The sequence below is a fragment of the Pseudomonas sp. D(2018) genome (assembly GCF_005502555.1).
GTDB classification, from domain to species: domain Bacteria; phylum Pseudomonadota; class Gammaproteobacteria; order Pseudomonadales; family Pseudomonadaceae; genus Metapseudomonas; species Metapseudomonas resinovorans.
This window is the reverse complement of record NZ_SCOK01000013.1, coordinates 42,932-68,935: the sequence shown is the minus strand read 5'-3', so window position 1 is coordinate 68,935 and position 26,004 is coordinate 42,932. Positions and strand designations below refer to the sequence as shown.

The window sequence follows — 26,004 nt, the reverse complement described above, 5'->3', positions numbered from 1 at the left end:
GATGAAAGCACATGGGTTTTCTCGCCGGTAAGCGCGTACTGATCGTTGGCGTAGCCAGCAAACTGTCCATCGCATCGGGCATCGCTGCAGCCATGCATCGCGAAGGCGCCGAGCTCGCCTTCACCTACCAGAACGACAAGCTGAAAGGCCGCGTCGAAGAATTCGCCGCAAGCTGGGGCTCCAACGCCGAACTCTGCTTCCCCTGCGACGTCGCCAACGACGAAGAAATCGCCGCTGTCTTTGAGGCCCTCGGCAAGAAGTGGGACGGCCTGGACTGCATCGTCCACTCGGTCGGTTTCGCTCCGGGCGACCAACTGGACGGCGACTTCACCGAAGTCACCACCCGCGAAGGCTTCCGCATCGCCCACGACATCAGCGCCTACAGCTTCGTGGCCCTGGCCAAGGCCGGTCGCGAAATGATGAAAGGCCGCAATGGCAGCCTGCTGACCCTGTCCTACCTGGGCGCCGAGCGCACCATGCCGAACTACAACGTCATGGGCATGGCCAAGGCCAGCCTGGAAGCCGGTGTGCGTTACCTGGCCGGCAGCCTCGGCCCAGAAGGCACGCGCGTGAACGCCATCTCCGCTGGCCCGATCCGCACCCTGGCGGCTTCCGGCATCAAGAGCTTCCGCAAGATGCTCGCCGCAAACGAGAAGCAGACCCCCCTGCGTCGCAATGTGACCATCGAGGAAGTCGGCAACGCCGGCGCGTTCCTCTGCTCCGACCTGGCCTCGGGTATCAGCGGCGAGATCATGTACGTGGACGGCGGTTTCAATACCACCGCCATGGGCAACATCGAAGACTGATAGCCACACTTACGAAGAAGCCCGCACTTATGTGCGGGCTTTTTTGTAGGTGCGCCCGGCTTGGCGCGTAGCGCCCGTGACTGGCGCCCCCAAAGAAAAAGGCCGCATAGTGCGGCCTCTTTCATACATCACACGTCAGAAACGTTCGATCTTCGCCTTCTCTTCCAACTGGCGACGGTAGGCAGCAAAGTCTTGCTGACCACTCCGCGAGGCGAGGAAGCGGCTGTACATCGCCTTCTCCTGCTCAGACAGCTTCTCATCCGACTGACTGATGCCGTTCAGCCGGATCACCACGTAGTCGCCGTTGCCGAGTTTCACGCCAGTGAACTCGGGCTTGTCGGCGGCCGCAGGTTTCGGCATGCGGAACAGAGTCTGCAGCACCACCGGCTCGATACCTTCCTGGCTGCGGGTCGCGGCTTCTACCACCTGCCAGGATTGACCGTCCTGAGCCTGCTCAACCGGGGTCTTACCTTCGCGCAGGCTGGCAATCAAGGCGTCACCTTTGGTCTTGGCGGCTTCGCCGGCCTTCTGCTCCATCAGGTGCTGACGGATACTGTCACTGACCTTGTCCAGCGCCAGCTGTTCGGGCTTCTTGTGCTCTTTGACACGCAGAACGACTACGGTGTCCGGATCGAGCTCAATGGCAGAACTGTTGGCGCCGTCTTCCAGCACTTCCGGACTGAACGCGGCCTGGAGGACTTGGCGGTTTGCGGTCAGGCCTTCGCCACCTTCACGACCGAATGGGGCGCTGGTCTTCACTTCAAGGTTCAGCTCCTGCGCAGGCTGCGCCAGATCCGAAGCCTCGAATGCAGCATCTTCCAGCTCCTTGCTTACCTCGACGAAGCGCTGCTCGACCTGCTGGGCCTTGATGTCGTGCTCCAGTTTCGGCTTCAGGCTCTCGAAGCTTGGTACCTCGGGCGCCTGCACACCCAGCAGTTTGATCAGGTGCCAACCGTACTGGGTACGCACCGGAGCGGAAACCTCGCCCTGATTCAGCGCGTACAGCGACTCTTCGAAAGCCGGCTCATAGACGCCAGGGCCGGCAAAGCCCAGGTCCCCGCCATTGGTAGCGGAGCCGGAGTCGTCAGAGAACTCCTTGGCCAGGGCGGCAAAGTCTTCGCCCTTGTCCAGACGCTGCTTGATCTGCTCGATCTTGGCCTTGGCCTGTTCCTCATTGAGCTTGTCGCTGACCTCTACCAGGATGTGGGCGGCCTGACGCTGTTCGGCAAGGTTGCTGATCTCTTTCTGGTACTGGGCCTGGAGGTCTTCCTCCTTGGCCTCAACCTGGCTGAAGAAAGCAGCTTTCTTCAGTTCGACGTACTCGATCACCACCTGCTCGGGGCTCATGAATTGGTCGACGTGACCGTCGTAGTAGGCCTTGAGCTCATCCTCAGAAACGCTGACTGCAGCCGGATCAGCCTTCAGGGTCAGAGTCGCGAAATCGCGAGTCTGTTTCTCCAAACGAGCAAAAGCTTCAACTTCTGCATCGGTTACGAAACCACTACCAGCCAGACCGGCACGCAGTTGGCCGATGAGCATCTCCTGCTCAAGCATCTGGCGGAACTGCAGGCGGCTGTAGTTCATCTGACGTATCACCTGATCGAAGCGGTCGGCATTGAATTTGCCGTCCACTTGGAACTCCGGCGTCTGCAGGATCAACTGGTCAATAGCACTCTGCGAGAAGGCAAAGTCGGCCTCTCCAGCGCCTTGCAGCAGGAGCTTACGTTCGATCAGCCCCTTCAGCGCGGCTTCACGCAACAGCTTCTCGTCCAGCAGGGAGGCGTCGAAGTCCTTACCCAACTGTTGCTGCAACTGGCGGCGCTGCATGTTCACGGCTTCGCTCAGTTGGTCCTGGGTGATCTCATCACCGTTGACCTCAGCCGCGATCTGGCGATTGCTGGTGGCATTGAAGATGGCGTCGAAGCCGGTCAGTGCCAGCAGTGCGATGATGACGCCAATGATGGTTTTGGCAATCCACCCCTGTGAATTGTCCCGTATGTTCTGCAGCATGGGTCCCCCAGAAACGGCCACATTGAGTCGCAGCCGAGTAACGCGGGTAGAGTATCCGAATAAGAGAAAGGCGCATCCTAGGATGCGCCTTCTCGTAGCTTGCGGAGTCTGAGATTCAACCTCTCTGGTGGTAGGAAGAAACCCTTCGCCTCCACCGCTCCGCTATCAGGCCAGGCTTGCCCGGCCCGATCGGGCAAAGCCCAAAAGACGCTTAGTTGACGGCGTCTTTCAGAGCTTTACCGGCCTTGAAGCCAGGGATCTTGGCAGCAGCAATCTTGATCGGCTTGCCAGTCTGCGGGTTGCGGCCAGTACGAGCAGCACGCTCTTTAACAGCGAAAGTACCGAAGCCAACCAGGACCACGGAGTCACCAGCCTTCAGAGCGCCAGTAACGGATTCGATAACTGCGTCCAGCGCGCGGCCAGCTACAGCTTTCGGGATGTCAGCAGATGCGGCGATAGCATCAATCAGTTCCGACTTGTTCACTCTTAAGTCCCCTTATTTCTGTTGAGTTGTTTCTTAGTTGTTTGGTGTAAGCAAAGCGGGTGCTGGTTGGCCTGCTAACACATAAGAGCCGCTTTATAACAAGGGCTCTAAAAATGTGTCAAGGAAGCCCCCCGGCTAATGCGTGCTGATTCGCTCCTTGGAATCAGTCTCGCGCTTGTCATCCTTTGCAACCATCTCCGGAGCCGCATCGGGCAAGGGCTCCGGGGCGTATTGCAGCGCAATTTGCAGGACCTCGTCAATCCATTTAACTGGTTTAATCGCCAAGTCTTGCTTGATATTTTCGGGAATTTCTTTCAGATCGCGCACATTCTCTTCGGGAATGATCACGGTCTTGATTCCACCACGATGTGCGGCCAGCAATTTCTCTTTCAGACCACCAATCGCTAGTACCTGCCCCCGCAGTGTAATTTCCCCGGTCATAGCCACATCAGCACGAACCGGAATCTGCGTCATGGCCGAAACCAGAGCAGTGCACATACCGATACCAGCGCTGGGGCCATCTTTCGGAGTAGCGCCCTCGGGCATGTGGATGTGGATATCACGTTTCTCGTGGAAGTCCGCCCGAATACCCAGGCTCTTCGCCCGGCTACGCACCACGGTAAGAGCCGCAGTAATGGATTCTGCCATCACATCACCCAGCGAACCGGTCTTGGTCAATTGCCCCTTGCCAGGGACGACCGCCGCTTCGATGGTCAGCAATTCGCCGCCAACCTGAGTCCAGGCCAGCCCAGTTACCTGACCAATCTGATCCTGCTGCTCGGCCAGACCGTAGCGATATTTACGCACACCAAGGAAGTGTTCCAGCGATTCGGCAGTGACCTGCACCGCGAAACGCTTCTCGCGAGCGTGTTCCTTCACGGCCTTGCGGCAGACCTTGGCAAGCTGGCGCTCGAGGCTACGCACACCGGCTTCTCGGGTGTAGTAACGAATGATGTCGCGAATGGCCGCTTCGTCGAACTCCAACTCGCCCTTCTTCAGGCCGTTGGCCTTGGTCTGTTTGGGTGCGAGGTACTTGACGGCGATGTTGACCTTCTCGTCTTCGGTGTAACCCGGCAGCCGAATCACTTCCATACGATCCAGCAGCGGTGCCGGAATGTTCATGGAGTTGGCCGTGCACAGGAACATCACGTCCGAGAGGTCGTAGTCGACTTCCAGGTAGTGGTCGTTGAAATTGTGGTTCTGCTCGGGATCAAGCACTTCCAGTAGCGCAGACGCAGGATCCCCGCGCATGTCGCTGCCCATCTTGTCGATCTCGTCGAGCAGGAAAAGCGGGTTGCGCACGCCGACTTTGGTCATCTTCTGGATCAAACGACCTGGCATGGAACCAATGTAGGTACGACGATGACCGCGAATCTCGGCCTCGTCACGCACACCGCCCAGGGCCATGCGCACGAATTTGCGATTGGTGGCACGTGCAATGGACTCGGCCAGCGAGGTCTTGCCAACACCGGGCGGGCCAACCAGGCAGAGAACTGGCCCCTTGACCTTCTTCACGCGCTTCTGCACGGCGAGGTATTCGAGGATTCGCTCCTTGACCTCCTCCAGGCCGTAATGATCAGCGTCTAGGATATCCTCGGCCTTGGCCAGATCCAGTCGAACCTTGCTTTCGGCCTTCCATGGGACATTGACCAGCCAATCGATATAGGAGCGCACCACGGTCGCTTCGGCGGACATTGGCGACATTTGCTTCAGCTTGTTCAGCTCGGCGTTAGCCTTGGCAAGTGCCTCTTTGGTCAACCCAGCGTTGTCGATACGTTTTTTCAACTCCTCGACTTCGTTGTGACCCTCATCAATGTCGCCCAGCTCTTTCTGAATAGCCTTCATCTGCTCATTCAGGTAGTACTCGCGCTGGCTGCGCTCCATCTGCTTCTTCACGCGGCCACGAATGCGTTTCTCGACCTGCAGCAGATCGATTTCGGCATCCAGCAACGCCAGGACATGCTCGACACGCTCGGGAAGGTCGGTCAGTTCGAGGATTTCCTGCTTCTGCTCGATCTTCAGCGCCATATGGGCAGCCATGGTGTCCACCAGGCGACCCGGCTCATCGATACTGTTCAGCGACGAAAGCACCTCGGACGGGACTTTCTTGCCCAATTGAACGTACTGTTCGAACTGGCTGAGCAGACTGCGGATAAATACTTCCGATTCGCGCTCGCCTGCATCGACTTCGTCGACCAGGCTGACTTCAGCGCGGCAATGGCCGTCAACTTCGATGAAACGCTCGATGGCGCCCCGCTGCTCGCCCTCAACCAGCACTTTCACTGTGCCATCGGGTAGCTTCAAGAGTTGCAGAACGGTGGCGACAGTACCCATGCGATACAGGGCATCTTCGCCCGGATCATCGTCGGCCGGGTTCTTCTGGGCAACCAGGAGGATCTGCTTGTCCCCCGTCATCGCAGCCTCGAGAGCCTCGATGGATTTCTCACGCCCCACGAAAAGGGGAATGACCATGTGCGGATAGACCACGACATCGCGCAATGGCAGGAGAGGTAATTCGGCAGTCGTATTCATGGTATCAGCTCTACGGCGGCCCTCGGGCCGTAAACAGATGGGAAAACCCTTGGCCCTAAGATGGGGTTAGGCCCGGGAAAAAACAAGCTTTAAGGCAGTAAATACAAAGGGGCCCGTAGGCCCCTTTGTTTCATCAAGCGTCAGGCGCCGCCTTGGCAGGCTGCTCGTTGTTCTCGTAGATCAACAGAGGCTTGGACGATCCTTCGATGACACTTTCGTCGATGACTACCTTGCTTACATCTGTTTGAGAGGGAATCTCATACATGGTGTCGAGCAGGATACCTTCGAGGATGGAGCGCAGGCCACGTGCACCGGTTTTACGCTCCAGCGCCCGGTGGGCAACGGCTTTGAGCGCATCCGGACGGAACTCGAGGTCAACGCCTTCCATTTCGAACAGTTTGGCGTACTGCTTGGTCAGCGCGTTCTTCGGCTCGGTGAGAATCTGCATCAGCGCAGCCTCATCCAGTTCGTCGAGGGTGGCAATGACCGGCAATCGACCTACGAACTCCGGAATCAGACCGAACTTCACAAGGTCCTCCGGCTCGACTTCACGGAGGGCTTCGCCCACCTTCTTACCCAGATCCTTGCTGCGGACTTCGGCATTGAAACCGATACCACCTCTGGTCGAACGGTTCTGGATCACTTTCTCCAGGCCAGCAAATGCACCACCGCAGATGAACAGTATGTTGCGGGTATCAACCTGCAGGAATTCCTGTTGCGGATGCTTGCGACCGCCTTGCGGCGGTACCGAGGCAACGGTGCCTTCGATCAGCTTCAGCAGGGCCTGCTGCACACCCTCGCCCGATACGTCGCGGGTGATGGACGGGTTATCCGACTTGCGGGAAATCTTGTCGATCTCGTCGATATAGACGATGCCCATCTGGGCCTTCTCTACATCGTAATCGCACTTCTGCAGCAGCTTCTGGATGATGTTCTCAACGTCTTCGCCAACGTAACCCGCCTCGGTGAGGGTAGTGGCATCAGCGATGGTGAAGGGTACGTTAAGCAGGCGAGCCAAGGTTTCAGCCAGCAACGTCTTGCCCGAACCGGTGGGCCCGATCAGCAGGATGTTGCTCTTGCCCAGCTCGACGTCATCTTTCTTGTCGCGCTGGTTCAGACGCTTGTAGTGGTTGTACACCGCTACCGCGAGAACCTTCTTCGCGCGCTCCTGACCAATCACGTATTGGTCGAGGATGGTGCGAATTTCCTTGGGCGCGGGCAGTTTGTGCGCACTGCTCTCGGCCTGGGCTTCCTGCACCTCCTCACGGATGATGTCGTTGCACAGGTCGACGCACTCGTCGCAGATAAATACGGAGGGACCGGCAATCAGTTTGCGTACTTCGTGCTGGCTTTTGCCGCAGAAAGAGCAATAAAGCAGTTTGCCGTTGTCCTCGCCGTTGCGGGTGTCAGTCATTCGATCGATCCAATCGGGTAGGCTTGAAACACAAGATGAAGGCAAATGCGGGCATTTTCAACCCCGCGAAACGGCCGGATATTCTCCGGCCGCAGTCTTGCGGAAGGGCTTAGCCCACGAGCTGGCGCTTACTGAGCACCTGATCGATCAGGCCGTATTTGACTGCCTCATCACCACTCATGAAATTGTCGCGGTCGGTGTCGCGTGCGATCACGTCGATCGGCTGACCTGTGTGGTCCGCCAGGATCTTGTTCAGGCGCTCGCGAATGGTGAGTATCTCACGGGCATGAATCTCAATGTCCGAGGCCTGCCCCTGGAAACCGCCCAGCGGCTGGTGAATCATCATACGCGAATGCGGCAGGCAGAAACGCTTGCCCGCAGCTCCACCAGCCAGTAGTAGCGCTCCCATACTGCACGCCTGACCAATGCACAGGGTCGAAACGTCGGGCTTGATGAACTGCATGGTGTCGTAGATCGACATACCGGCAGTCACTGAGCCACCTGGGGAGTTAATGTAGAGTTGGATGTCCTTGTCGGGGTTCTCGGCCTCGAGGAAAAGCAGCTGCGCCACCACCAGATTGGCCATGTAGTCTTCTACGGGGCCCACCAGGAAGATCACGCGCTCCTTCAACAGGCGCGAATAAATGTCATAAGCACGTTCGCCACGGGCGGACTGCTCAATCACCATCGGCACCAGACCGCCAGCGGCTTGGATGTCAGGCATTTGCTGCACGAAAGAATTGCGGGACATGTCCTGCGATCACTCCCTAATTAGATAGTCATGTCTCAAAGACGCATAAGCCAGCTCGGAGGCTGGCTTATGGTGTGTTCGAAGGAGGCGGAACGATCAGTCGGCTTTCGGAGCTTCTGCCGGCTTGACTGCCTCTTCGTAGGAAACCGACGTGTCGGTTACTTTGGCCTTCTGCAGGACAGTATCTACAACTTGTTCTTCCAGCACAACCGAACGGACTTCGTTCAGTTGCTGGTCGTTCTTGTAGTACCAGGCCACGACTTGCTCCGGCTCCTGATAGGCGGAGGCCATCTCTTCGATCAGCTCGCGCACGCGAGCTTCGTCGGGCTTCAGCTCGAACTGCTTGACCACTTCGGCCACGATCAGACCCAGGACCACGCGGCGCTTGGCTTGCTCTTCGAACAGCTCAGCCGGCAGTTGCTCGGGGTTGATGTTGCCACCGAACTGCTGAACAGCCTGGACGCGCAGACGGTTCACTTCGTTGCCGATCAGAGCCTTCGGCACCTCAACCGGGTTGGCAGCCAACAGACCATCCATCACCTGGTTCTTCACCTTGGACTTGGTGGCCTGACGCAGCTCACGCTCCATGTTCTTGCGAACTTCGGCGCGGAAGCCTTCCAGACCACCTTCCTTGATGCCGAACAGAGAGAAGAACTCATCGTTCAACTCAGGCAGCTGGGGAGCGGAAACACTGTTCACGGTCACGGTGAACTCTGCAGCCTTACCAGCCAGGTCCAGGTTCTGGTAGTCAGCCGGGAAGGTCGGATTGATCAAACGCTCTTCACCGGCCTTGACGCCAACCAGAGCCTCTTCGAAGCCCGGAATCATGCGACCGGAACCCAGCACCAGCAGGGTGCCTTTGGCGGAGCCGCCAGCAAAGACCTCACCGTCGACCTTACCGACGAAATCGATGTTCAGCTGATCACCGTTCTCGGCGGCGCGCTCAACAGCTTCGAAACGGGTGTTCTGCTTGCGCAGGATGTCCAGCATGTTGTCGACATCAGCGTCGCCAACCTCAGCCTGCAGGCGTTCGATGGCGATCTCTTCGAAACCGGCAACCTTGAATTCGGGGAACACTTCGAAAGTGGCGATGAATTCAAGATCCTTACCCTTCTCGAACACTTTAGGCTCGACAGACGGGGCACCGGCCGGATTCAGCTTCTGCTCGACAACAGCCTCATAGAAGGAAGACTGGATCAGGTCACCCAGGACTTCCTGACGAGCGGAGTCCTCGAAGCGCTGACGAATAACGCTCATCGGCACTTTGCCCGGACGGAAACCGGCAACCTTGGCGCGGCGGGCAGTCTGCTGCAGGCGCTTGGTCACTTCGTTCTCGACGCGCTCGGCCGGCACGCCGATGGTCATGCGGCGCTCAAGAGCGGAGGTGCTTTCTACAGAAACTTGCATGGATAATCCTCGTTGCACAGACATAAGCCGGCCGTTCCGGCCCCAGAATCAAGGGCATGCATTCTAGTGGGTCGATTTACAGAAGTCACCCGCCAGAAACAGCCGGCAAATTGAAGAGAGAGAAGAAAGGGAATTCGCGATGCCTCGGGAAGGCGGGCAGCGCCCCGATTCCGCACCACGCCGGAGTCGCCTCGATCCGGAAATGAAAACGCCAGGCAATGAGCCTGGCGCTTTCATGAATATGGGGTGGACGATGGGAATCGAACCCACGACACCAGGAGCCACAATCCTGTGCTCTACCAACTGAGCTACGCCCACCATATTGCACATTTACTGATTTTCATCAGCAACGGTAGCCAATGGGGCCACCGACTTACAACGAGAATCGCCAAGAACCTGCGGAACACCCACCATTCAACACGATTCGAACATCATGGTGCGGACGGAGAGACTCGAACTCTCACGCCTTGCGGCGCTGGAACCTAAATCCAGTGTGTCTACCAATTCCACCACGTCCGCAGAGACAACACTTGAAACGAAAACGCCAGGCATGCTGCCTGGCGCTCTCCGGAATATGGGGTGGACGATGGGAATCGAACCCACGACACCAGGAGCCACAATCCTGTGCTCTACCAACTGAGCTACGCCCACCATATTACGCATTGCTTGAGCCAAATGTGCCAAATGGCACGCCCGGCAGGACTCGAACCTGCGACCATCCGCTTAGAAGGCGGATGCTCTATCCAGCTGAGCTACGGGCGCTTATATCTGCGAGCAGACTATAAAGCTTCGGCCTAGACCGAATCACTTGGATTCGTCTTTGCCGTCTTACCCAGCGACAGGCTGTGCTCGACAAGCGGGGCGCATCTTATAGCCAGCCCCACCCATCGTCAACAGGAAAATTTAAAAAAATCAGAAAGATATAAGCGTCAGGACAAAATGCAGACCGCCCGCCTTTGCCCGCCCGCCCCTCCATGCGAGAATACGCGCCCTTTTTAGCCCTTCCCGATGGTTAATCTAGCGTCATGACCGCACAACTGATCGACGGCAAAACGATCGCCGCCCGCCTCCGCCAGCAGATAGCCCTACGTGTCGCCGAGCGTCGCCAGCAAGGACTTCGCGTCCCCGGCCTCGCCGTGATCCTGGTCGGCAGCGATCCCGCCTCCCAGGTCTATGTCGCCCACAAACGCAAGGATTGCGAGGAAGTCGGCTTTCTGTCGCAGGCCCATGACTTGCCCGCCAGCACCAGCCAGACTGAGCTGCTGGCCCTGATCGACCGCCTCAATGAAGACCCGGCGATCGACGGCATACTGGTTCAACTACCACTGCCTGAACACCTGGACGCCTCGCAGCTGCTGGAGCGCATCCACCCCGACAAGGACGTGGACGGCTTCCATCCTTATAACGTCGGCCGCCTGGCCCAACGCATCCCCCTGCTCCGCCCCTGCACTCCCAAGGGCATCATGACTCTCCTGGAAAGCACCGGCGCCGACCTCTATGGCATGAACGCCGTTGTTGTGGGCGCCTCCAACATCGTCGGCCGCCCCATGGCCCTCGAGCTTCTGCTCGCCGGCTGCACCGTAACGGTTACACACCGATTCACCAAGGATCTGGCCGGCCACGTAGCCAACGCAGACCTGGTGGTAGTGGCCGCCGGCAAGCCAGGCCTGGTGAAGGGAGAGTGGATCAAGCCCGGCGCGATCGTCATCGATGTCGGCATCAATCGCCAGGACGACGGCAAGCTGGTGGGGGACGTGGAATATGACGTGGCCGAGCAGCGCGCCAGCTGGATCACCCCGGTCCCAGGCGGCGTCGGCCCCATGACTCGCGCCTGCCTGCTGGAAAACACCCTTTACGCCGCCGAAACGCTCCACGCGTAAGGCACCAGCCAATAGAAAAGGCCGCATCAAGCGGCCTTTTCTATTGGGCGAATCCGATTAAGTCGACTCAGTCAGCGAGACGCCAAGTGGTACCACCCTTCCCATCTTCCAGCACTACGCCCATGGCGCTCAGCAGGTCGCGGATACGGTCGGATTCGGCCCAGTTCTTCTCTGCGCGCGCCTGCAGGCGCGCCTGAATCAGCCTCTCGACCTCAGCAGCGTCCACCTTGCCTTCGGCACCGGCGCGCAGGAAGTCATCCGGTTCCAGCTGCAGAACACCGAGCAATCCGCCCAGCGTCTTGAGCTGCGCCGCCAGGGCAGCAGCAGCCGGCAGATCGCCATCACGCAGACGATTCACCTCACGCACCATCTCGAAGAGCACTGCACAGGCCTCAGGACTGTTGAAGTCATCGTCCATGGCCGCAGCAAATCGCTCGACGAAAGCCTCGCCACCTGCCGGCGCCGCATCGGGCAGACCACGTAGCGCATGGTAGAAACGCTCAAGGGCGCCCTTGGCTTCCTTGAGGCTCTCTTCGGAGTAGTTGATCGGGCTACGGTAGTGGCTGGACACCAACAGGTAGCGCACCACCTCGGGATGGTACTTTTCCAGCACCTCGCGAATGGTGAAGAAATTGCCCAGGGACTTGGACATCTTCTCGCCATCTACCCGCACAGCCCCCGCATGCATCCAGGCATTAGCATAGAGCTTGCCGGTGGCCGCCTCACTCTGGGCAATCTCGTTCTCGTGGTGCGGGAACACCAGGTCCGGACCACCGCCGTGGATGTCAAAAGTTTCGCCCAGGCAGCAGGTGGACATAACCGAGCACTCAATATGCCAACCCGGGCGACCTGGGCCCCATGGGGATTCCCAACTTGGCTCACCGGGCTTGGCGCCTTTCCAGAGCACGAAGTCCAGTGGGTCTTCCTTGGCTTCATCCACTTCGATACGGGCACCAATGCGCAGATCTTCAATCTTCTTGCGCGAAAGTTTTCCGTAACCGACGAACTTACCGACTCGGTAGTAGACATCACCATTGCCCGGGGCATAGGCGAAGCCCTTGTCGATCAGCGCCCGGATCATCTCGTGCATGCCGGCGATATGGCCGGTGGCTCGCGGCTCCATGTCCGGACGCAGCACCGACAGACGCGCCTCATCCTCATGCATCGCGGCGATCATGCGCTCCACCAGCGCCTCGAATGGCTCGCCATTCTCATTGGCGCGACGAATGATCTTGTCGTCGATGTCGGTGATGTTGCGCACGTAGGTAAGGTCGTAACCGCGATGACGCAGCCAGCGCGCCACCACGTCGAAAGCCACCATCACGCGAGCGTGGCCGATATGGCAGAAGTCATAGACCGTCATGCCGCAGACATACATGCGAACCTGATTGCCGACCAGCGGCTTCAACGGTTCCTTGATCTTGCTCAGAGTGTTGTAGATCGACAGCGTCATCATTGGCCCCAGGAATCACGCAGGGTCACGGTACGGTTGAAAACAGGCTTGCCGGGACGGGAGTCCTTCAGGTCGGCGCAGAAATAGCCTTCACGCTCGAACTGGAAGCGATCCTCAGGCATTGCCTGGGCCAGGGACGGCTCAGCACGGCAACCGGTCAACACCTGCAGGGAATCCGGGTTGATGTTGTCGAGGAAGCTACCCCCCTCTTCCGACTTCTCCGGGTTCGACGAACGGAACAGGCGATCGTACAGACGTACTTCGCACTCCACGCTGCCTTCAGCCGGAACCCAATGGATCACTCCCTTGACCTTGCGACCTTCGGGGTTCTTCCCAAGGGTGTCCGGGTCATAGGAGCAGCGCAACTCAACGATATTACCGTCAGCATCCTTGATCGCCTCGTCAGCGCGGATCACGTAGCTGCCGCGAAGGCGTACTTCGCCGCCAGGGATCAAGCGCTTGTAACCGGCCGGCGGGACTTCCTCGAAGTCACCGGCATCGATGTACAGCTCGCGGGAGAACGGCAGGACGCGCACGCCCATGTCTTCCTTCGGATGGCGCGGCAACTCAAGGTTCTCGACCCGGCCTTCCGGGTAGTTGGTGATGACCACTTTCAGGGGCTTCAGCACGCACATCGCACGCGGTGCGGTGGCATCGAGGTGATCGCGGATGCTGAACTCCAGCATGCCAATATCCACTACGCCACTGGCACGATTCACGCCGATCATCTCGCAGAAGTTGCGGATGGACTCCGGGGTGTAGCCACGGCGACGGTAGCCGGACAGGGTCGACATGCGCGGGTCATCCCAGGCGCTGACGTGACCTTCATCAACCAGCTGCTTGAGCTTGCGCTTGCTGGTGATGGTGTAGTTCAGGTTGAGGCGCGAAAACTCGTACTGGCGAGGCTGGGCCGGGACCGGGAGATGCTCCAGGAACCATTCATAGAGCGGGCGGTGATCCTCGAATTCCAGGGTGCAGATGGAATGGGTGATGCCCTCGATGGCGTCCGACTGACCGTGAGTGAAGTCATAGCTCGGGTAGATGCACCACTTGTCGCCAGTCTGGTGATGGTGGGCATGGCGGATACGATAGAGGATCGGATCGCGCAGGTTCATGTTCGGCGAAGCCATGTCGATCTTCGCGCGCAGGGAACGGGTGCCATCCGGGAACTCACCGGCCTTCATACGGGCGAACAGGTCCAGGTTCTCCTCAACCGAACGATCACGGAAGGGGCTGTTCCTGCCCGGTTCGGTCAGGCTGCCGCGGAACTCGCGCGCCTCTTCCGGCGACAGGTCGCAAACGAACGCCTTGCCGGCCTTGATCAACTCGACGGCCCAGTCGTGCAACTGGTCGAAATAATTGGAGGCGTAACGCACCTCGCCGGCCCAATCGAAGCCCAGCCACTTCACATCGCTTTCGATGGCGTCGATGTACTCCTGGTCTTCCTTGGCCGGGTTGGTGTCGTCGAAGCGCAGATGGCAATCACCGCCGAACTCCTTGGCCAGGCCGAAGTTCAGACAGATCGACTTGGCATGACCGATATGCAGGTAGCCGTTGGGCTCCGGCGGAAAGCGGGTGACGATCCTGGTGTGCTTGCCGGCGTCCAGATCCGCCTGGACGATCTGGCGCAGGAAGTTGGAAGCGGCGGGAGTCTCTGGCTTGCTCATGGGGTCCTTACATCTAGCTGGTGCGCGGCTCAGGGTAGGCCGGCCAAATCAAAGCGCTTATCATAGCCGAAGCTGGTGCGACACGCATGTGCGTGTCCCGGTAGGTTTGGATAGCTGACCCAGGTCCTCAAACCCTTGAAATTCAAGGGGTTGGAATTCCAAAAGAAGCAGCACTCTGTAAAAGGCAACGGCCTGTTTTCTCCCCGTAACGGGGTCATCCAATACCTCTCAGGAGGTTTGGCATGAGACAAGAAGGTGGGCCGTGCGCCCTCTTTTTGCCCTAAAACAGGCACTCTGAAACAACTTGTTACATTTAAGTTGATCCAGAGGTTCGAGCACAAAGCGGCCGGAAACCACTCCGCCGCCACCCTTCCTGGGGAGGTCATCCCCACAAGGGATTTCTCTCAATCAGGTCGGTTTCAAATGCTCGCGTTACCCCTAATGTCGTGATGACATGGGGACACGGTGCTACCTATCGGGACCGCCTGCTCCGATTTGTCATTATCCAACCACTGTCTCTTCGAAGTGGTAGCGGATCTGCTATGCGACTAGCAGTAGCCTAGGAAGATGTGCGTCACTGGCAACGGTGGGGTGCAAAGCTCTTCCAACAATGTAACCCCCGAAAGGGCACGAGGAACCGCGAGGGGACTTGTGATGGCTCGGAGCAGTACCGGGTCTGGGTGCTAGGCTGGCTGGCATGGGTAACATAAGTGAACTGCTGATAAACACCGTAACTATGAGCGTGCCCAAACTGCTGTTGGCACGGACCAAAAGGTACGAGGTCTAGCTGCTCTCGTCGGCTTCGGGAGTACGTCGCTAACATGACCTCCGGTGGAAAGGCGGACCCTAAACCAGTCGTGTGACAATCGGGGAACGTGGTAAGCCCGTATGGCTGCCCTTAGGGCAGGCGAACCGCAAGGAACGCTGTTGGCTGTGCGGGTATGGGATAGCGGAAAAAGCGAATGCCGGCCTGTAATGGGTCGGATAGGGGTTGCGACATTACCTCACCCGAAAGGGAGCAGACTTCCGCGTGGTCTTACGTCGCAAGACGCCTGACTAACCTCACTCAACCAAGTGGTAAGGCACCGAGCTCGACCCCGCAGGGGGTCGGAACTCACAAGGAGAAATGATGAAAGGCATTGCACACGAGATTATCTCTGCGGCAAGACAGGCCCCAGTCATCTACTTTGCGCCGCTGATTGGCGCGGTTCGAGAAGTGAGGGCCCTATGGAAGCGCCTGCAGGCGTCACCCCGGGCTCGGATCGAATAGAACCGCTCTAGCGCCAAAGCCCACGAACCTCTGGATTCGTGGTCACCACATCAAATCATCCCGAAGGGAGCCAAGACTCCCCTCGGGGATCATATGGCTTCCGCTCGGGATCAACCTGAGAGGAATGCAGCATGAAAGAGCACGGACCATCCGTGTCTGCGCTTCCAAACGGTCCGCAACACTGGCACGACATCGATTGGTGTCGAGTCCAGAGGAACGTCCGAGGAATGCAGTTACGTATTGCGAAGGCTTGTCGGGAAAACGACTGGCGTAGGGCGAAAGCTCTACAACGGATGTTGACCCGCTCTCGCTCGGCCAGACTCCTGGCCGTACGCAGAGTCACCGAAAACCAGGGGAAACGCACGGCGGGAGTCGACCGGGTCCTCTGGGATACACCTGACGCCAAGTTCGCGGCCACGTCGCGACTTGGGCTCCGTGGATACCGACCGCAGCCACTACGGCGGGTCTACATCCCCAAATCCAATGGCAAGGAACGCCCGTTGGGCATTCCCACTATGCTCGACAGGGCCATGCAGGCACTCCACCTGCTAGCACTAGCCCCCATCGCAGAAACAAGAGCCGATCCGAACAGCTACGGCTTCCGAATCGAACGTTCTACACATGACGCAATGGGTCAGCTTTTCGTCTGTCTATCCAAGAAGGTGTCCCCGCAGTGGGTACTGGAAGGTGACATAGAAGGATGCTTCGACAACATCAATCACGACTGGCTCACCAGCAACGTCCCCATGGACCGCAAGGTGCTCCAGAAGTGGTTAAAGGCTGGGGTAGTCCACAAAGGCCAGCTTTCGGCAACGGAAGCCGGCACGCCTCAGGGTGGGATCATCTCCCCTACCCTGGCGAACATCGCGCTGGATGGTATTGAGTCCGACCTGAAGAAACATCTGGGGAAGACCCGAGCCAAAACGCTGAAAATCAACGTCGTGCGCTATGCGGATGACTTCGTCATCACGGGAGCAACAAGGGAGGTCCTTGAAACTGAGGTCCGCCCCTGGGTCGAGCAGTTCCTAGCTACAAGGGGATTGAAGCTCTCTCCCGAGAAAACCCGCATCACCCACATCGACGAAGGCTTTGACTTCCTTGGTTGGAACTTCCGCAAGTACCCCGCTGGGAACAAGCGAAAGCTACTGATCAAGCCGAGCAAGAAGAACGTTAAGGCGTTCTACCGCAAGGCGAAGGAGGTCATCAGCGACAACAAAACGGCGCGGCAGGAGAATCTGATTCGCCTGCTGAACCCGATGCTGCAGGGCTGGGCGCTGTACCACCAGCCTGTAGTCGCTAAAAAGGCGTTTAGCTTGATAGACCATCTGGTCTTTAGAGCTCTATGGCGTTGGGCAACACGACGTCACCCACGGAAAGGGCTCAGCTGGATACGAAAGAAGTATTTTCGTTCTGACGGTCTTAGAAACTGGGTGTTCGCCACGACACACGTGGATGAGAAAGGTAACAAACGGAACGTCGAACTCTTCCGCACTGCCGGAATCGACGTGGTACGTCACAAGAAGATCAAAGCGGAATACAACCCCTTTGACCCGGCTGACGAGCAAGATGGGGAGAAACTGCGAATGGCGCGGATGCTGAATAAGCTGAAGTACCGGAAGCAAATCACCCGTCTGTTCGTAGAGCAGAAAGGCCTGTGCGTACTGTGCAACCTCCCTATCTCCAAGGAAACTGGCTGGCACGACCACCACATCGTCTACCGCTCACAAGGCGGTAATGACACCTTGGAAAACCGGGTATTATTGCACCCCGAATGTCACCAACAGCTCCACGCACGTGGACTAAAGGTGAGTAAGCCGGCCCCTTCAAGGGGCTTAGTGAAGGCTTGAGCCGTATGCGCTGAAAGGCGCACGTACGGTTCTCAGGGGGCCCCGGACCAGTAATGGTTCGGGGCCACCCGACTCAATCCCCTGACAGGCCTTGGATTTCTCGATAGAGCGAATAGCCAAATGATCAAGCTGCATACCAACCACGGCGTCATCACCCTGCAACTCTTTGAAGACAAAGCCCCGGATACCGTGGCCAACTTCAAGGAGTACGTGAAGGCCGGCCATTACGACGGCACCATCTTCCACCGCGTGATCGGCAACTTCATGATCCAGGGCGGTGGCTTCGAGCCGGGCATGAAGCAGAAGTCCACCCGTGCCCCGATCAAGAACGAGGCCAACAACGGCCTGTCCAACAAGGTCGGCACCGTCGCCATGGCCCGCACCATGGAGCCGCACTCGGCCTCCGCGCAGTTCTTCATCAACGTCGCCGACAACACCTTCCTGAACCACAGCGCGCCGACCGTTCAGGGTTGGGGCTATGCCGTGTTCGGCGAAGTAGCCGAAGGCATGGACGTGGTGAACAAGATCAAAGCCGTGGCCACCACCATGAAGTCCGGCCACCAGGACGTTCCGGTTGATGACGTGATCATCGAGAAGGCCGAGATCGTCGAGTGATATTGCTGATCTCCGATCTGCATCTTGAAGAGGAACGCCCGGACATCACCCGGGCGTTTCTTTCTTTCCTGCAGACCCGCGCCCCGCGCGCTGAAGCCCTATACATACTCGGCGACTTCTTCGAAGCCTGGATCGGGGACGACGCCATGACTCCGTTCCAGCACTCCATCGCCCAGGCACTACGCACGCTGGCCGATGGTGGCACGCGCATCTTCCTGATGCATGGCAATCGCGACTTCATGATCGGCAACGGCTTCTGTCGCGAAGCAGGATGCACCTTGCTGCCAGACCCGAGCCTGGTACAGATGAACGGCGAGCCGGTGCTGCTGATGCATGGCGACAGCCTGTGCACCCAGGACGAAGCCTACATGCGCTTGCGCCGGTGGCTGCGCAACCCCGCGACCCTGTTCATCCTGCGCCACCTGCCGCTGGCCACCCGCCACAAGCTCGCACGCAAGCTGCGCAAGGAAAGTCGGATGCAAACCCGCCAGAAAGCTGCGGAAATCACCGACGTCACCCCTGGAGAAATCCCGCGCATTCTTCGCCAGTACGGCGTCAGGACTCTGATCCACGGCCACACTCACCGCCCGGACGTCCACGAACTGGACCTTGACGGTCAATCCGCCCGACGCATCGTCCTGGGGGACTGGGACCGACAAGGCTGGGCGCTGCAGGTAGACGAGCAGGGATTCCTGCAAACCCCATTCAACCTCGTCTGACATTTCCTGCGAGATGTTCCTCGCAGGCCGACTCGCCGCCTCTTGACGAGGTGGCTATCGGCCAGCAGCATCGCCGCTCCGATTCAACGTCAAGGAGCGACCATGCCTCTTACCAAGGCACAACTCATCAAATACGCGGGCGGCCCCGTCGTCCTCGCCACCCTCGCCTTCGCCCTCTTCAACGGCATCTTCTTTTATAACGAGGCCGGCTTCTCCACTCACGTGCGAACCATCTTCGGCGAGGAAAAGGTAGTCGATGACGTCGGCTACGCCACCAAGTGGTTCGGCCGCGCGACGGCATGGAAGAAAGCACTGAGCGTGCAGTCGGTGTTGACCGAGGCACTCCAGAAAAGCCGCAATGACGACAGCGATAACGATTCCCTCGGCGCCACCATCGAAGCCTTCCCGATCGTCTTCCTCGGCAACGTCGACGCCAAGGTAGAGTCCTCCGCGCGCTTCCGCCTTCCCGGCGGCGACCAGTTCCTGAGAATTGCCCAGGAATACCGCAATCCCGAGAATTTCATCGGCACCGCACTGGTACCAGCCATCAAGGAAACCCTGCAAGCCACGGCGTCCTTGATGAGTGCCGACGACTTTTACGCGGGTGCGCGCAGCGAGTTCGCCGCCGAGTTCGAAAACCAGCTCAACGACGGCCTCTACCTGATCAAACGCAAGGAAGTCCGCGCCCCACGTGGCGCCATGCCTCACCAGACGGCCATCCTTCAGGCTGGCACCGAGCAAGGTGCCTTCGGCGACAACAGCGCCAGCCAGTTCGTCACCGAGAAGGTTACTGATACCAAAGGCATTCCCGTCCGCAAGCAACAGCAGTTCCGCAAATACGGCGTTGAAGTGGTGGAAGCACGTATCACCAACGTCGACCCCAACCCGCAGTACAAGCAACGCATGGTCAAGGTGCAGCAGGCCCTCGCCGAACTCGCCGTGGCCCGGCAGAACCGCCTGAAGGAAGAGGAAGAGAAACTGCTGGTTACCGCGCGCGGCGAGAAGGAAGTCGAAGCCCGCCGCCAGGAAACCCTGCGCGACCAGATCGAGCGCACCACCCAGGCGGAAACCGAGAAGCAACTCGCGATCATCAACGCCGAAAGGGAAAAAGGCCGCGCCGAAATCGAGAAGCAGACTGCCGAACTACTGCGCGACAAGGCCTCCATCACCGCCGACGCCACCAAGATCACCGCCGACGCTGAAGCCTATGCCCGCGAAGCCGTCATCAAGGCGGACGGTGCACTGCAACCCAAGCTGGATGCACTGATTGCGATCAACAAGGTCTGGGCCGAAGCCGCCGCCCAGGCGCCGGTTCCCAGCGTCATGATGGCCGGCGGCCAGGCCTCCGCCAGCAGCCGACAGGACGAGATCGGCCAACTGATGGGCGTGCTCGCCACCAAAGCCGCCCGAGACCTCGCCCTGGACATGAAGGTCAAGGATTAGAACCCAACCGAACGAAAGCGCCGACCAGGGCGCTTTTTTGTAGGTCGGTCAGGCCGGCACGCCGCTGTGGAAGCGGAACTCCACGTCCGTCGACTCGATCAGCTCCCGCTCCGCCGCCCTCACTTTCTGGATGGTGCGATCAACGTCCTGAGTCTCGCCGTACTGGTAGGCCAGCTTCAGATAGCCCTGGTAGTGACGGGATTCGCTCTTCAGCAAGCCACCATAGAACTTGCCCAGCTCCTCATCCAGATGCGGCACCAAGGCTTCGAAACGCTCGCAGGACCGAGCCTCAATGAAAGCGCCCACCACCAACGTATCCGCCAGCTTCTGAGGCTCATGACTGCGCACCAGCTTGCGTAGTCCAGAGGCGTAGCGCGACGCAGACACGGGTATGAGGTCGATCCTGCGCCTTTTCATAATGCGCAGCACCTGCTCGTGGTGTACCAGTTCCTCGCGAGCCAGTCGCGACATGAAGTTGATCAGATCCAGATGAGTGGAGTACTTGGCCATCAGCGCCATGGCAGTGGACGCCGCCTTGAACTCGTTGTTCTTGTGGTCGATCAGCAGGGTTTCCTGATCGGCCAGTGCAGCCGTTACCCAGGCAGCAGGGGTAGGGCAGCCAAGAAATTCATGGATCTCAGGCAAGTTCACAGGTAGCTCTCATCATGCTGGGCGCCACGCTGGCCGGGCTCCCGAAGGCGGAGCATTATACGAATGCAGGACGCGACGACCAGCCCGACACACTTGATATATGTCAAGAACGCAAAAGCCGAATCCGGACTACATTTGATTTGGCTATAAGCCATCGACAGGGAGATGAGGACCATGCAAGCCATTCGCAGCATTCTGGTGGTATTGGAACCGGACCGGCCGGAGGGCCTTGCCCTGAAAAGGGCAAAACTGATCGCGGGGGTGACTCAATCTCACCTGCACCTCTTGATCTGCGACCGCAAGGGCGACCATACCGACTACCTCAGCGATCTGGCCGATTCGCTCAAGGCCGAGGGCTATAGCGTCAGCACCCAGCAGAGCTGGCTGGATAGTCAGCACCAGACCATCATCGCGTCCCAGCAGGCCGAGGGCTGTGGCCTGGTGATCAAACAGCATGTGCCGGACAATCCGCTGAAGAAGGCCCTGCTCACTCCGGATGACTGGAAGCTCCTGCGCTACTGCCCAGGCCCCGTGCTGATGGTAAAGACTGACAAACCCTGGACCAACGGCAATATTCTCGCCGCGGTCGACGTGGGCAATAGCGATGGCGAGCACCGCACGCTGCACGCCACCATCGTTAGCCATGGCTACGACATCGCCGGACTCGCCCACGGCACCCTGCACGTGATCAGCGCCCACCCCTCCCCCATGCTCTCCGCGGCGGACCCAACGTTCCAGCTCAAGGAAACCATTGAAGCCCGCTATCGCGACGAATGTCGCGTTTTCCAGGCCGAGTACGACGTCAGCGACGAACGGTTGCATATCGAGGAAGGTCCGGCAGATGTACTCATCCCCCATGTCGCTCACAAACTGGAAGCAGTGGTCACGGTGATCGGCACCGTAGCCCGCTCCGGCCTTTCCGGTGCGCTGATTGGCAATACCGCTGAGGTGGTGCTGGATGCCCTGGAGAGCGATGTGCTGGTGCTCAAGCCCGAGGCCATCATCGCCCACCTGGAAGAGCTGGTCGCCCAGCGCTGACTCCCCCTGAACGAAAGAAGCCGCCTGATGGCGGCTTCTTTCGTGACGTCAGACGCGAATCTCGACACCTTCGCGCAGGAAGCGCGGCGCGATGTAACGCTCGTAGTGAGCTTCGGACAGCAGGAAGAATTCCCGATCGATGGCTTCCCGCACGTCCGGCAAGGCCCAGTCGCGAAACTCGGGGAGAAGCGCGACCCCATAGGCATCCAGGCGACTGATCATGCGTGAAGCCCGCGCGATCAACTGATACGCCCAGCAGTAATGGGACTGCTCGGGTACGAATCGCACCTGGTGCTGCTCCAGCTGATGACGCAGTCGCGCTGGATCGAATACCTCCAGCTTGGCCGCCATCACCTGCACCAAAAGAATTTCCAGGCGCCGCCACACCGCTCGCTTCTCGTCTTCGTTGTACAGGTTCCAGTTCACCACTTCATGGTGGAAACGCTTGCAGCCCCGGCAGACATGGTCGCCATAGACAGTGGAACAGAGGCCGACGCAAGGCGTCTTGATGCGCTGGTTGGACATGGTGAAGGAGGATTCGGCAGGTGAAACAGGCCAGCCATCTTAGCCCTTTGTCTAATCAGGGTCACCCTCAGTGAATTCGGGATTTCGTCTTAACTTTGCCGAGCCTTTCCTTTAGAATCAGCCCGCCATTTAAGGCGCCGATATCCGTTGGAAGCTGTTTTCAAAGCGTCACGAGCACAGTTCATCCGGCAGGAAATAATGGCGCCGGGCATCCCGCCAGGGATGTCCGCCGCCAGCCCTCATCAGGTCTTCCTTCCGGCGTAAAACTTTGAAAACAGCTTCTCGATGGAGGCCGCCGAAACCTTGGCCAGACAGCCCAAAAAGCTGTGCGGCGCATGCGTTCGGCGGATTCCTGGATGAGCGCCCTGGACATTCCAGGGCCACTGATGAGGGTAAAACTGTGCTTGAAGCCTATCGCAAACACGTAGAAGAGCGTGCCGCCCAGGGCGTTGTGCCCCAGCCGCTGAACGCCGAACAAACCGCAGGCCTGGTCGAACTGCTGAAGAACCCGCCGGCCGGCGAAGAGGCCTTCCTCCTCGACCTGATTACCAACCGTGTTCCGCCGGGCGTCGACGAAGCCGCCTACGTCAAAGCCGGTTTCCTCTCCGCTGTCGCCAAAGGCGAAGCCACCTCGCCGCTGATCAGCAAGGCCCGCGCGACCGAACTGCTGGGCACCATGCAGGGCGGCTACAACATCGCCACCCTGGTCGAGCTGCTGGACAGCGCCGAACTGGCCACCACTGCTGCCGAACAGCTCAAGCACACCCTGCTGATGTTCGATGCCTTCCACGACGTCGCCGAGCGTGCCAAGAAAGGCAACGCCTCCGCGCAAGCCGTGCTCAAGTCCTGGGCCGATGGCGAGTGGTTCGTCAACAAGCCTGCCGTACCGGAAAAAGTCACCCTGACCGTGTTCAAGGTCCCTGGTGAAACCAACACCGACGACCTGTCTCCGGCGCCTGACGCCTGGTCCCGCCCCGACATCCCGCTGCACGCCCTGGCCATGCTGAAAATGGCCCGCGAGGGCATCGAGCCGATCCAGCCGGGTTCCGTTGGTCCGCTGAATCAGATCGAAGCAGTCAAGGCCAAGGGCTTCCCGGTTGCCTACGTCGGTGACGTGGTCGGTACCGGTTCTTCCCGCAAGTCCGCCACCAACTCGGTGCTGTGGTTCTTCGGCGACGACATCCCGTACGTTCCGAACAAGCGCGCTGGTGGCTTCTGCTTCGGCACCAAGATCGCCCCGATCTTCTACAACACCATGGAAGACGCCGGCGCCCTGCCGATCGAATTCGACTGCACCAACCTGGCCATGGGCGACGTCATCGACGTGTACCCGTATGAAGGCAAGGTCGTTCGCCACGACAGCGGCGAAGTGGTCACCACCTTCGAACTGAAAACCCCGGTCCTGCTGGACGAAGTCCGCGCCGGCGGCCGTATCCCGCTGATCATTGGCCGCGGCCTGACCGAGAAGGCCCGTGCCGAACTTGGCCTGGGTGCTTCCGACCTGTTCAAGAAGCCAGAGTCCCCGGCTGACAGCGGCAAAGGCTTCACCCTGGCGCAGAAGATGGTTGGCCGCGCCTGCGGTCTGGCAGAAGGCCAAGGCGTACGTCCGGGCACTTACTGCGAACCGAAGATGACCACCGTCGGCTCCCAGGACACCACCGGCCCGATGACCCGCGACGAGCTGAAAGACCTCGCCTGCCTCGGCTTCTCCGCCGACCTGGTAATGCAGTCCTTCTGCCACACCGCCGCCTATCCGAAACCCATCGACGTCAACACCCATCACACCCTGCCGGACTTCATCAAGACCCGCGGCGGCGTGTCCCTGCGTCCGGGCGACGGCATCATCCACAGCTGGCTGAACCGCATGCTGCTGCCTGACACCGTCGGCACCGGTGGCGACTCCCACACCCGTTTCCCGATCGGCATCTCCTTCCCGGCCGGTTCCGGCCTGGTCGCCTTTGCCGCCGCCACCGGCGTAATGCCGCTGGACATGCCGGAATCGGTACTGGTGCGCTTCAAGGGCAAGATGCAGCCCGGTATCACCCTGCGTGACCTGGTGCATGCCATCCCCTACTACGCCATCCAGTCCGGTCTGCTGACTGTCGAGAAGAAGGGCAAGAAGAACATCTTCTCCGGCCGCATCCTCGAGATCGAAGGCCTGAACGAGCTGACCGTCGAGCAAGCCTTCGAGCTGTCCGACGCCTCCGCCGAGCGTTCTGCTGCCGGTTGCACCATCAAACTGCCGGAAGAGGCCATCGCCGAGTACCTGCGCTCCAACATCACCCTGCTGCGCTGGATGATCGGCGAAGGCTACGGCGACGCCCGCACCCTGGAACGTCGTGCCCAGGCGATGGAAGCCTGGCTGGCCAAGCCGAACCTGCTGGAAGCCGACAAGGACGCCGAATACGCTGCCGTGATCGAGATCGACCTGGCCGACGTCAAAGAGCCTGTGCTCTGCGCGCCGAACGACCCGGACGATGCCCGCCTGCTGTCCACCGTGGCCGGCGACAAGATCGACGAAGTGTTCATCGGTTCCTGCATGACCAACATCGGTCACTTCCGCGCTGCCGGTAAGCTGCTGGACAAGGTCAAGGGCGGTATCCCGACCCGCCTGTGGCTGGCCCCGCCGACCAAGATGGACCAGCACCAGCTGACCGAAGAAGGCTACTACGGCATTTACGGCAAGGCTGGCGCGCGCATGGAAATGCCGGGCTGCTCGCTGTGCATGGGTAACCAGGCTCGCGTACAGACCGGTGCCACCGTGGTCTCCACCTCCACCCGTAACTTCCCGAACCGCCTGGGCGACGCCACCAACGTCTACCTGGCCTCCGCCGAGCTGGCGGCTGTTGCCTCGATCCTGGGCAAACTGCCGACCGTCGAGGAGTACATGGAATATGCGAAGAATATCGACAGCATGGCTGCCGATATCTACCGCTACCTGTCCTTCGACCAGATCGCCGAGTACAAGGAAGCCGCTGCAAACGCCAAGATCCCGGTGGTCCAGGCCTAAGCCTGCATCGGTATCCCGGTAACGAAGAAGCCCCGCCCCGTGCGGGGCTTTTTCTTTGCGCCGTCAGGCGACCGCACATCGATCGGAGCCGCACCGAACGACTCCGCCAGGCCACACACTTTCGACAGAAGGGCGCCCTCTCTGCCTTGCAGCTGCTCCGTCAGCAGCTATGTTCCAGTTATCAGTTGCCACGACGGGGAGCGTCGTCATGAAACTCTGGAACCTGATCCTCTTCTGCGCCCTTGGCTTGGTTGGCTGCTCCAGCGAGTACCTCATCGCCACGACCGATGGCCAGATCATCACGACCCACGAGAAACCCGAACTGGACAGTGACACCGGCATGCTCGAATTCGAGGATGACGAAGGCCGCAGCCAACAAATCCCGCAAGCGCAGGTGAAACAGATCATCGAACGCTGAGGCGGCCCCGAGATCGATCCACTACCCCGCTCCTGCGAGGGTTTCTTCCCCCTCTGGCATATCG

At 59.4% G+C, this 26,004-nt stretch carries 19 protein-coding genes and 4 tRNA genes; 9 read left to right on the top strand and 14 right to left on the bottom strand.

Going from position 1 to position 26,004, the window contains the following annotated elements; translation table 11 throughout:
• Positions 1-11: 11 nt before the first annotated feature.
• Positions 12-806, top strand: a complete 795-nt coding sequence (fabI, locus tag FFS60_RS11085; protein WP_028627760.1) for an enoyl-ACP reductase FabI — start codon at positions 12-14, stop codon at positions 804-806.
• A gap of 135 nt (positions 807-941) precedes the next feature.
• On the opposite strand, the gene FFS60_RS11080 is transcribed toward fabI, so the two are convergent.
• From FFS60_RS11080 to FFS60_RS11035, 10 genes are all read right to left on the bottom strand, one after another.
• Entirely contained in the window at positions 942-2,816 is a 1,875-nt protein-coding gene (locus tag FFS60_RS11080; RefSeq protein WP_028627761.1) for a SurA N-terminal domain-containing protein, read from the bottom strand.
• A gap of 211 nt (positions 2,817-3,027) precedes the next feature.
• A complete protein-coding gene (gene hupB / locus FFS60_RS11075; RefSeq protein ID WP_003087931.1) occupies positions 3,028-3,300 on the bottom strand; it encodes a nucleoid-associated protein HU-beta in 273 nt (90 codons plus the stop codon).
• Between the two features lie 135 nt (positions 3,301-3,435).
• Positions 3,436-5,832 (bottom strand): endopeptidase La, encoded by a 2,397-nt coding sequence (lon, locus tag FFS60_RS11070; RefSeq protein ID WP_137821989.1) that lies wholly within the window; start codon positions 5,830-5,832, stop codon positions 3,436-3,438.
• Between the two features lie 133 nt (positions 5,833-5,965).
• Positions 5,966-7,246, bottom strand: a complete 1,281-nt coding sequence (gene clpX, locus FFS60_RS11065) for an ATP-dependent Clp protease ATP-binding subunit ClpX (RefSeq protein ID WP_028627763.1) — start codon at positions 7,244-7,246, stop codon at positions 5,966-5,968.
• Between the two features lie 109 nt (positions 7,247-7,355).
• On the bottom strand, positions 7,356-7,997 hold the full coding sequence (gene clpP / locus FFS60_RS11060; protein WP_028627764.1) for an ATP-dependent Clp endopeptidase proteolytic subunit ClpP: 642 nt from the start codon (positions 7,995-7,997) through the stop codon (positions 7,356-7,358).
• Positions 7,998-8,093: 96 nt separating this feature from the next.
• Positions 8,094-9,404, bottom strand: a complete 1,311-nt coding sequence (tig, locus tag FFS60_RS11055; RefSeq protein WP_137821988.1) for a trigger factor — start codon at positions 9,402-9,404, stop codon at positions 8,094-8,096.
• 242 nt (positions 9,405-9,646) lie between these two features.
• Positions 9,647-9,722 (bottom strand) — tRNA-His (locus tag FFS60_RS11050).
• Positions 9,723-9,838: 116 nt separating this feature from the next.
• Positions 9,839-9,923 (bottom strand) — tRNA-Leu (locus FFS60_RS11045).
• Between the two features lie 56 nt (positions 9,924-9,979).
• A tRNA-His gene (locus FFS60_RS11040) sits at positions 9,980-10,055 on the bottom strand.
• 34 nt (positions 10,056-10,089) lie between these two features.
• Positions 10,090-10,166: transfer RNA gene (locus FFS60_RS11035), tRNA-Arg, on the bottom strand.
• 263 nt (positions 10,167-10,429) lie between these two features.
• Between FFS60_RS11035 and folD the strand changes: the two genes are divergently transcribed.
• Entirely contained in the window at positions 10,430-11,284 is an 855-nt protein-coding gene (folD, locus tag FFS60_RS11030) for a bifunctional methylenetetrahydrofolate dehydrogenase/methenyltetrahydrofolate cyclohydrolase FolD (RefSeq protein WP_028627766.1), read from the top strand.
• A gap of 67 nt (positions 11,285-11,351) precedes the next feature.
• Here folD and cysS read toward each other — a convergent pair whose 3' ends face one another.
• Positions 11,352-12,737: a cysteine--tRNA ligase gene (gene cysS, locus FFS60_RS11025; RefSeq protein WP_137821987.1), complete on the bottom strand. Its 1,386-nt coding sequence runs from the start codon at positions 12,735-12,737 to the stop codon at positions 11,352-11,354.
• The gene (locus FFS60_RS11020; RefSeq protein ID WP_028627768.1) at positions 12,737-14,404 is read right to left on the bottom strand and encodes a glutamine--tRNA ligase/YqeY domain fusion protein; all 1,668 of its coding nucleotides are present in this window, start codon (positions 14,402-14,404) and stop codon (positions 12,737-12,739) included. Before FFS60_RS11020 ends, cysS begins: the two co-directional genes overlap by 1 nt.
• Positions 14,405-15,805: 1,401 nt before the next feature.
• Between FFS60_RS11020 and ltrA the strand changes: the two genes are divergently transcribed.
• The 4 genes from ltrA (at position 15,806) to FFS60_RS11000 (ending at position 20,298) form a co-directional block, all read left to right on the top strand.
• Entirely contained in the window at positions 15,806-17,521 is a 1,716-nt protein-coding gene (gene ltrA / locus FFS60_RS11015) for a group II intron reverse transcriptase/maturase (protein ID WP_137821986.1), read from the top strand.
• Between the two features lie 120 nt (positions 17,522-17,641).
• Positions 17,642-18,136: a peptidylprolyl isomerase gene (locus FFS60_RS11010; protein ID WP_028627769.1), complete on the top strand. Its 495-nt coding sequence runs from the start codon at positions 17,642-17,644 to the stop codon at positions 18,134-18,136.
• Positions 18,133-18,855 (top strand): UDP-2,3-diacylglucosamine diphosphatase, encoded by a 723-nt coding sequence (gene lpxH, locus FFS60_RS11005; RefSeq protein WP_137821985.1) that lies wholly within the window; start codon positions 18,133-18,135, stop codon positions 18,853-18,855. The genes FFS60_RS11010 and lpxH overlap by 4 nt, the downstream gene beginning before the upstream one ends.
• A gap of 102 nt (positions 18,856-18,957) precedes the next feature.
• Positions 18,958-20,298 carry an SPFH domain-containing protein gene (locus tag FFS60_RS11000; protein WP_028627771.1) on the top strand — a complete coding sequence of 447 codons (1,341 nt, stop codon included), beginning with the start codon at positions 18,958-18,960 and terminating at the stop codon, positions 20,296-20,298.
• 48 nt (positions 20,299-20,346) lie between these two features.
• Here the strand turns inward: FFS60_RS11000 and FFS60_RS10995 are convergent, their stop codons facing one another.
• Positions 20,347-20,949 (bottom strand): tRNA-(ms[2]io[6]A)-hydroxylase, encoded by a 603-nt coding sequence (locus FFS60_RS10995; protein ID WP_028627772.1) that lies wholly within the window; start codon positions 20,947-20,949, stop codon positions 20,347-20,349.
• 174 nt (positions 20,950-21,123) lie between these two features.
• On the opposite strand from FFS60_RS10995, the gene FFS60_RS10990 reads away from it, so the two are divergent.
• On the top strand, positions 21,124-21,987 hold the full coding sequence (locus tag FFS60_RS10990; RefSeq protein WP_028627774.1) for a universal stress protein: 864 nt from the start codon (positions 21,124-21,126) through the stop codon (positions 21,985-21,987).
• Between the two features lie 48 nt (positions 21,988-22,035).
• Here the strand turns inward: FFS60_RS10990 and FFS60_RS10985 are convergent, their stop codons facing one another.
• Positions 22,036-22,512, bottom strand: coding sequence for a DUF1289 domain-containing protein (locus tag FFS60_RS10985; protein ID WP_028627775.1), 477 nt, complete (start codon positions 22,510-22,512; stop codon positions 22,036-22,038).
• Between the two features lie 400 nt (positions 22,513-22,912).
• Between FFS60_RS10985 and acnB the strand changes: the two genes are divergently transcribed.
• Positions 22,913-25,522, top strand: a complete 2,610-nt coding sequence (gene acnB, locus FFS60_RS10980; protein WP_028627776.1) for a bifunctional aconitate hydratase 2/2-methylisocitrate dehydratase — start codon at positions 22,913-22,915, stop codon at positions 25,520-25,522.
• 208 nt (positions 25,523-25,730) lie between these two features.
• Positions 25,731-25,940: a YgdI/YgdR family lipoprotein gene (locus tag FFS60_RS10975; RefSeq protein ID WP_028627777.1), complete on the top strand. Its 210-nt coding sequence runs from the start codon at positions 25,731-25,733 to the stop codon at positions 25,938-25,940.
• The last annotated feature ends 64 nt before the right edge of the window (positions 25,941-26,004 follow it).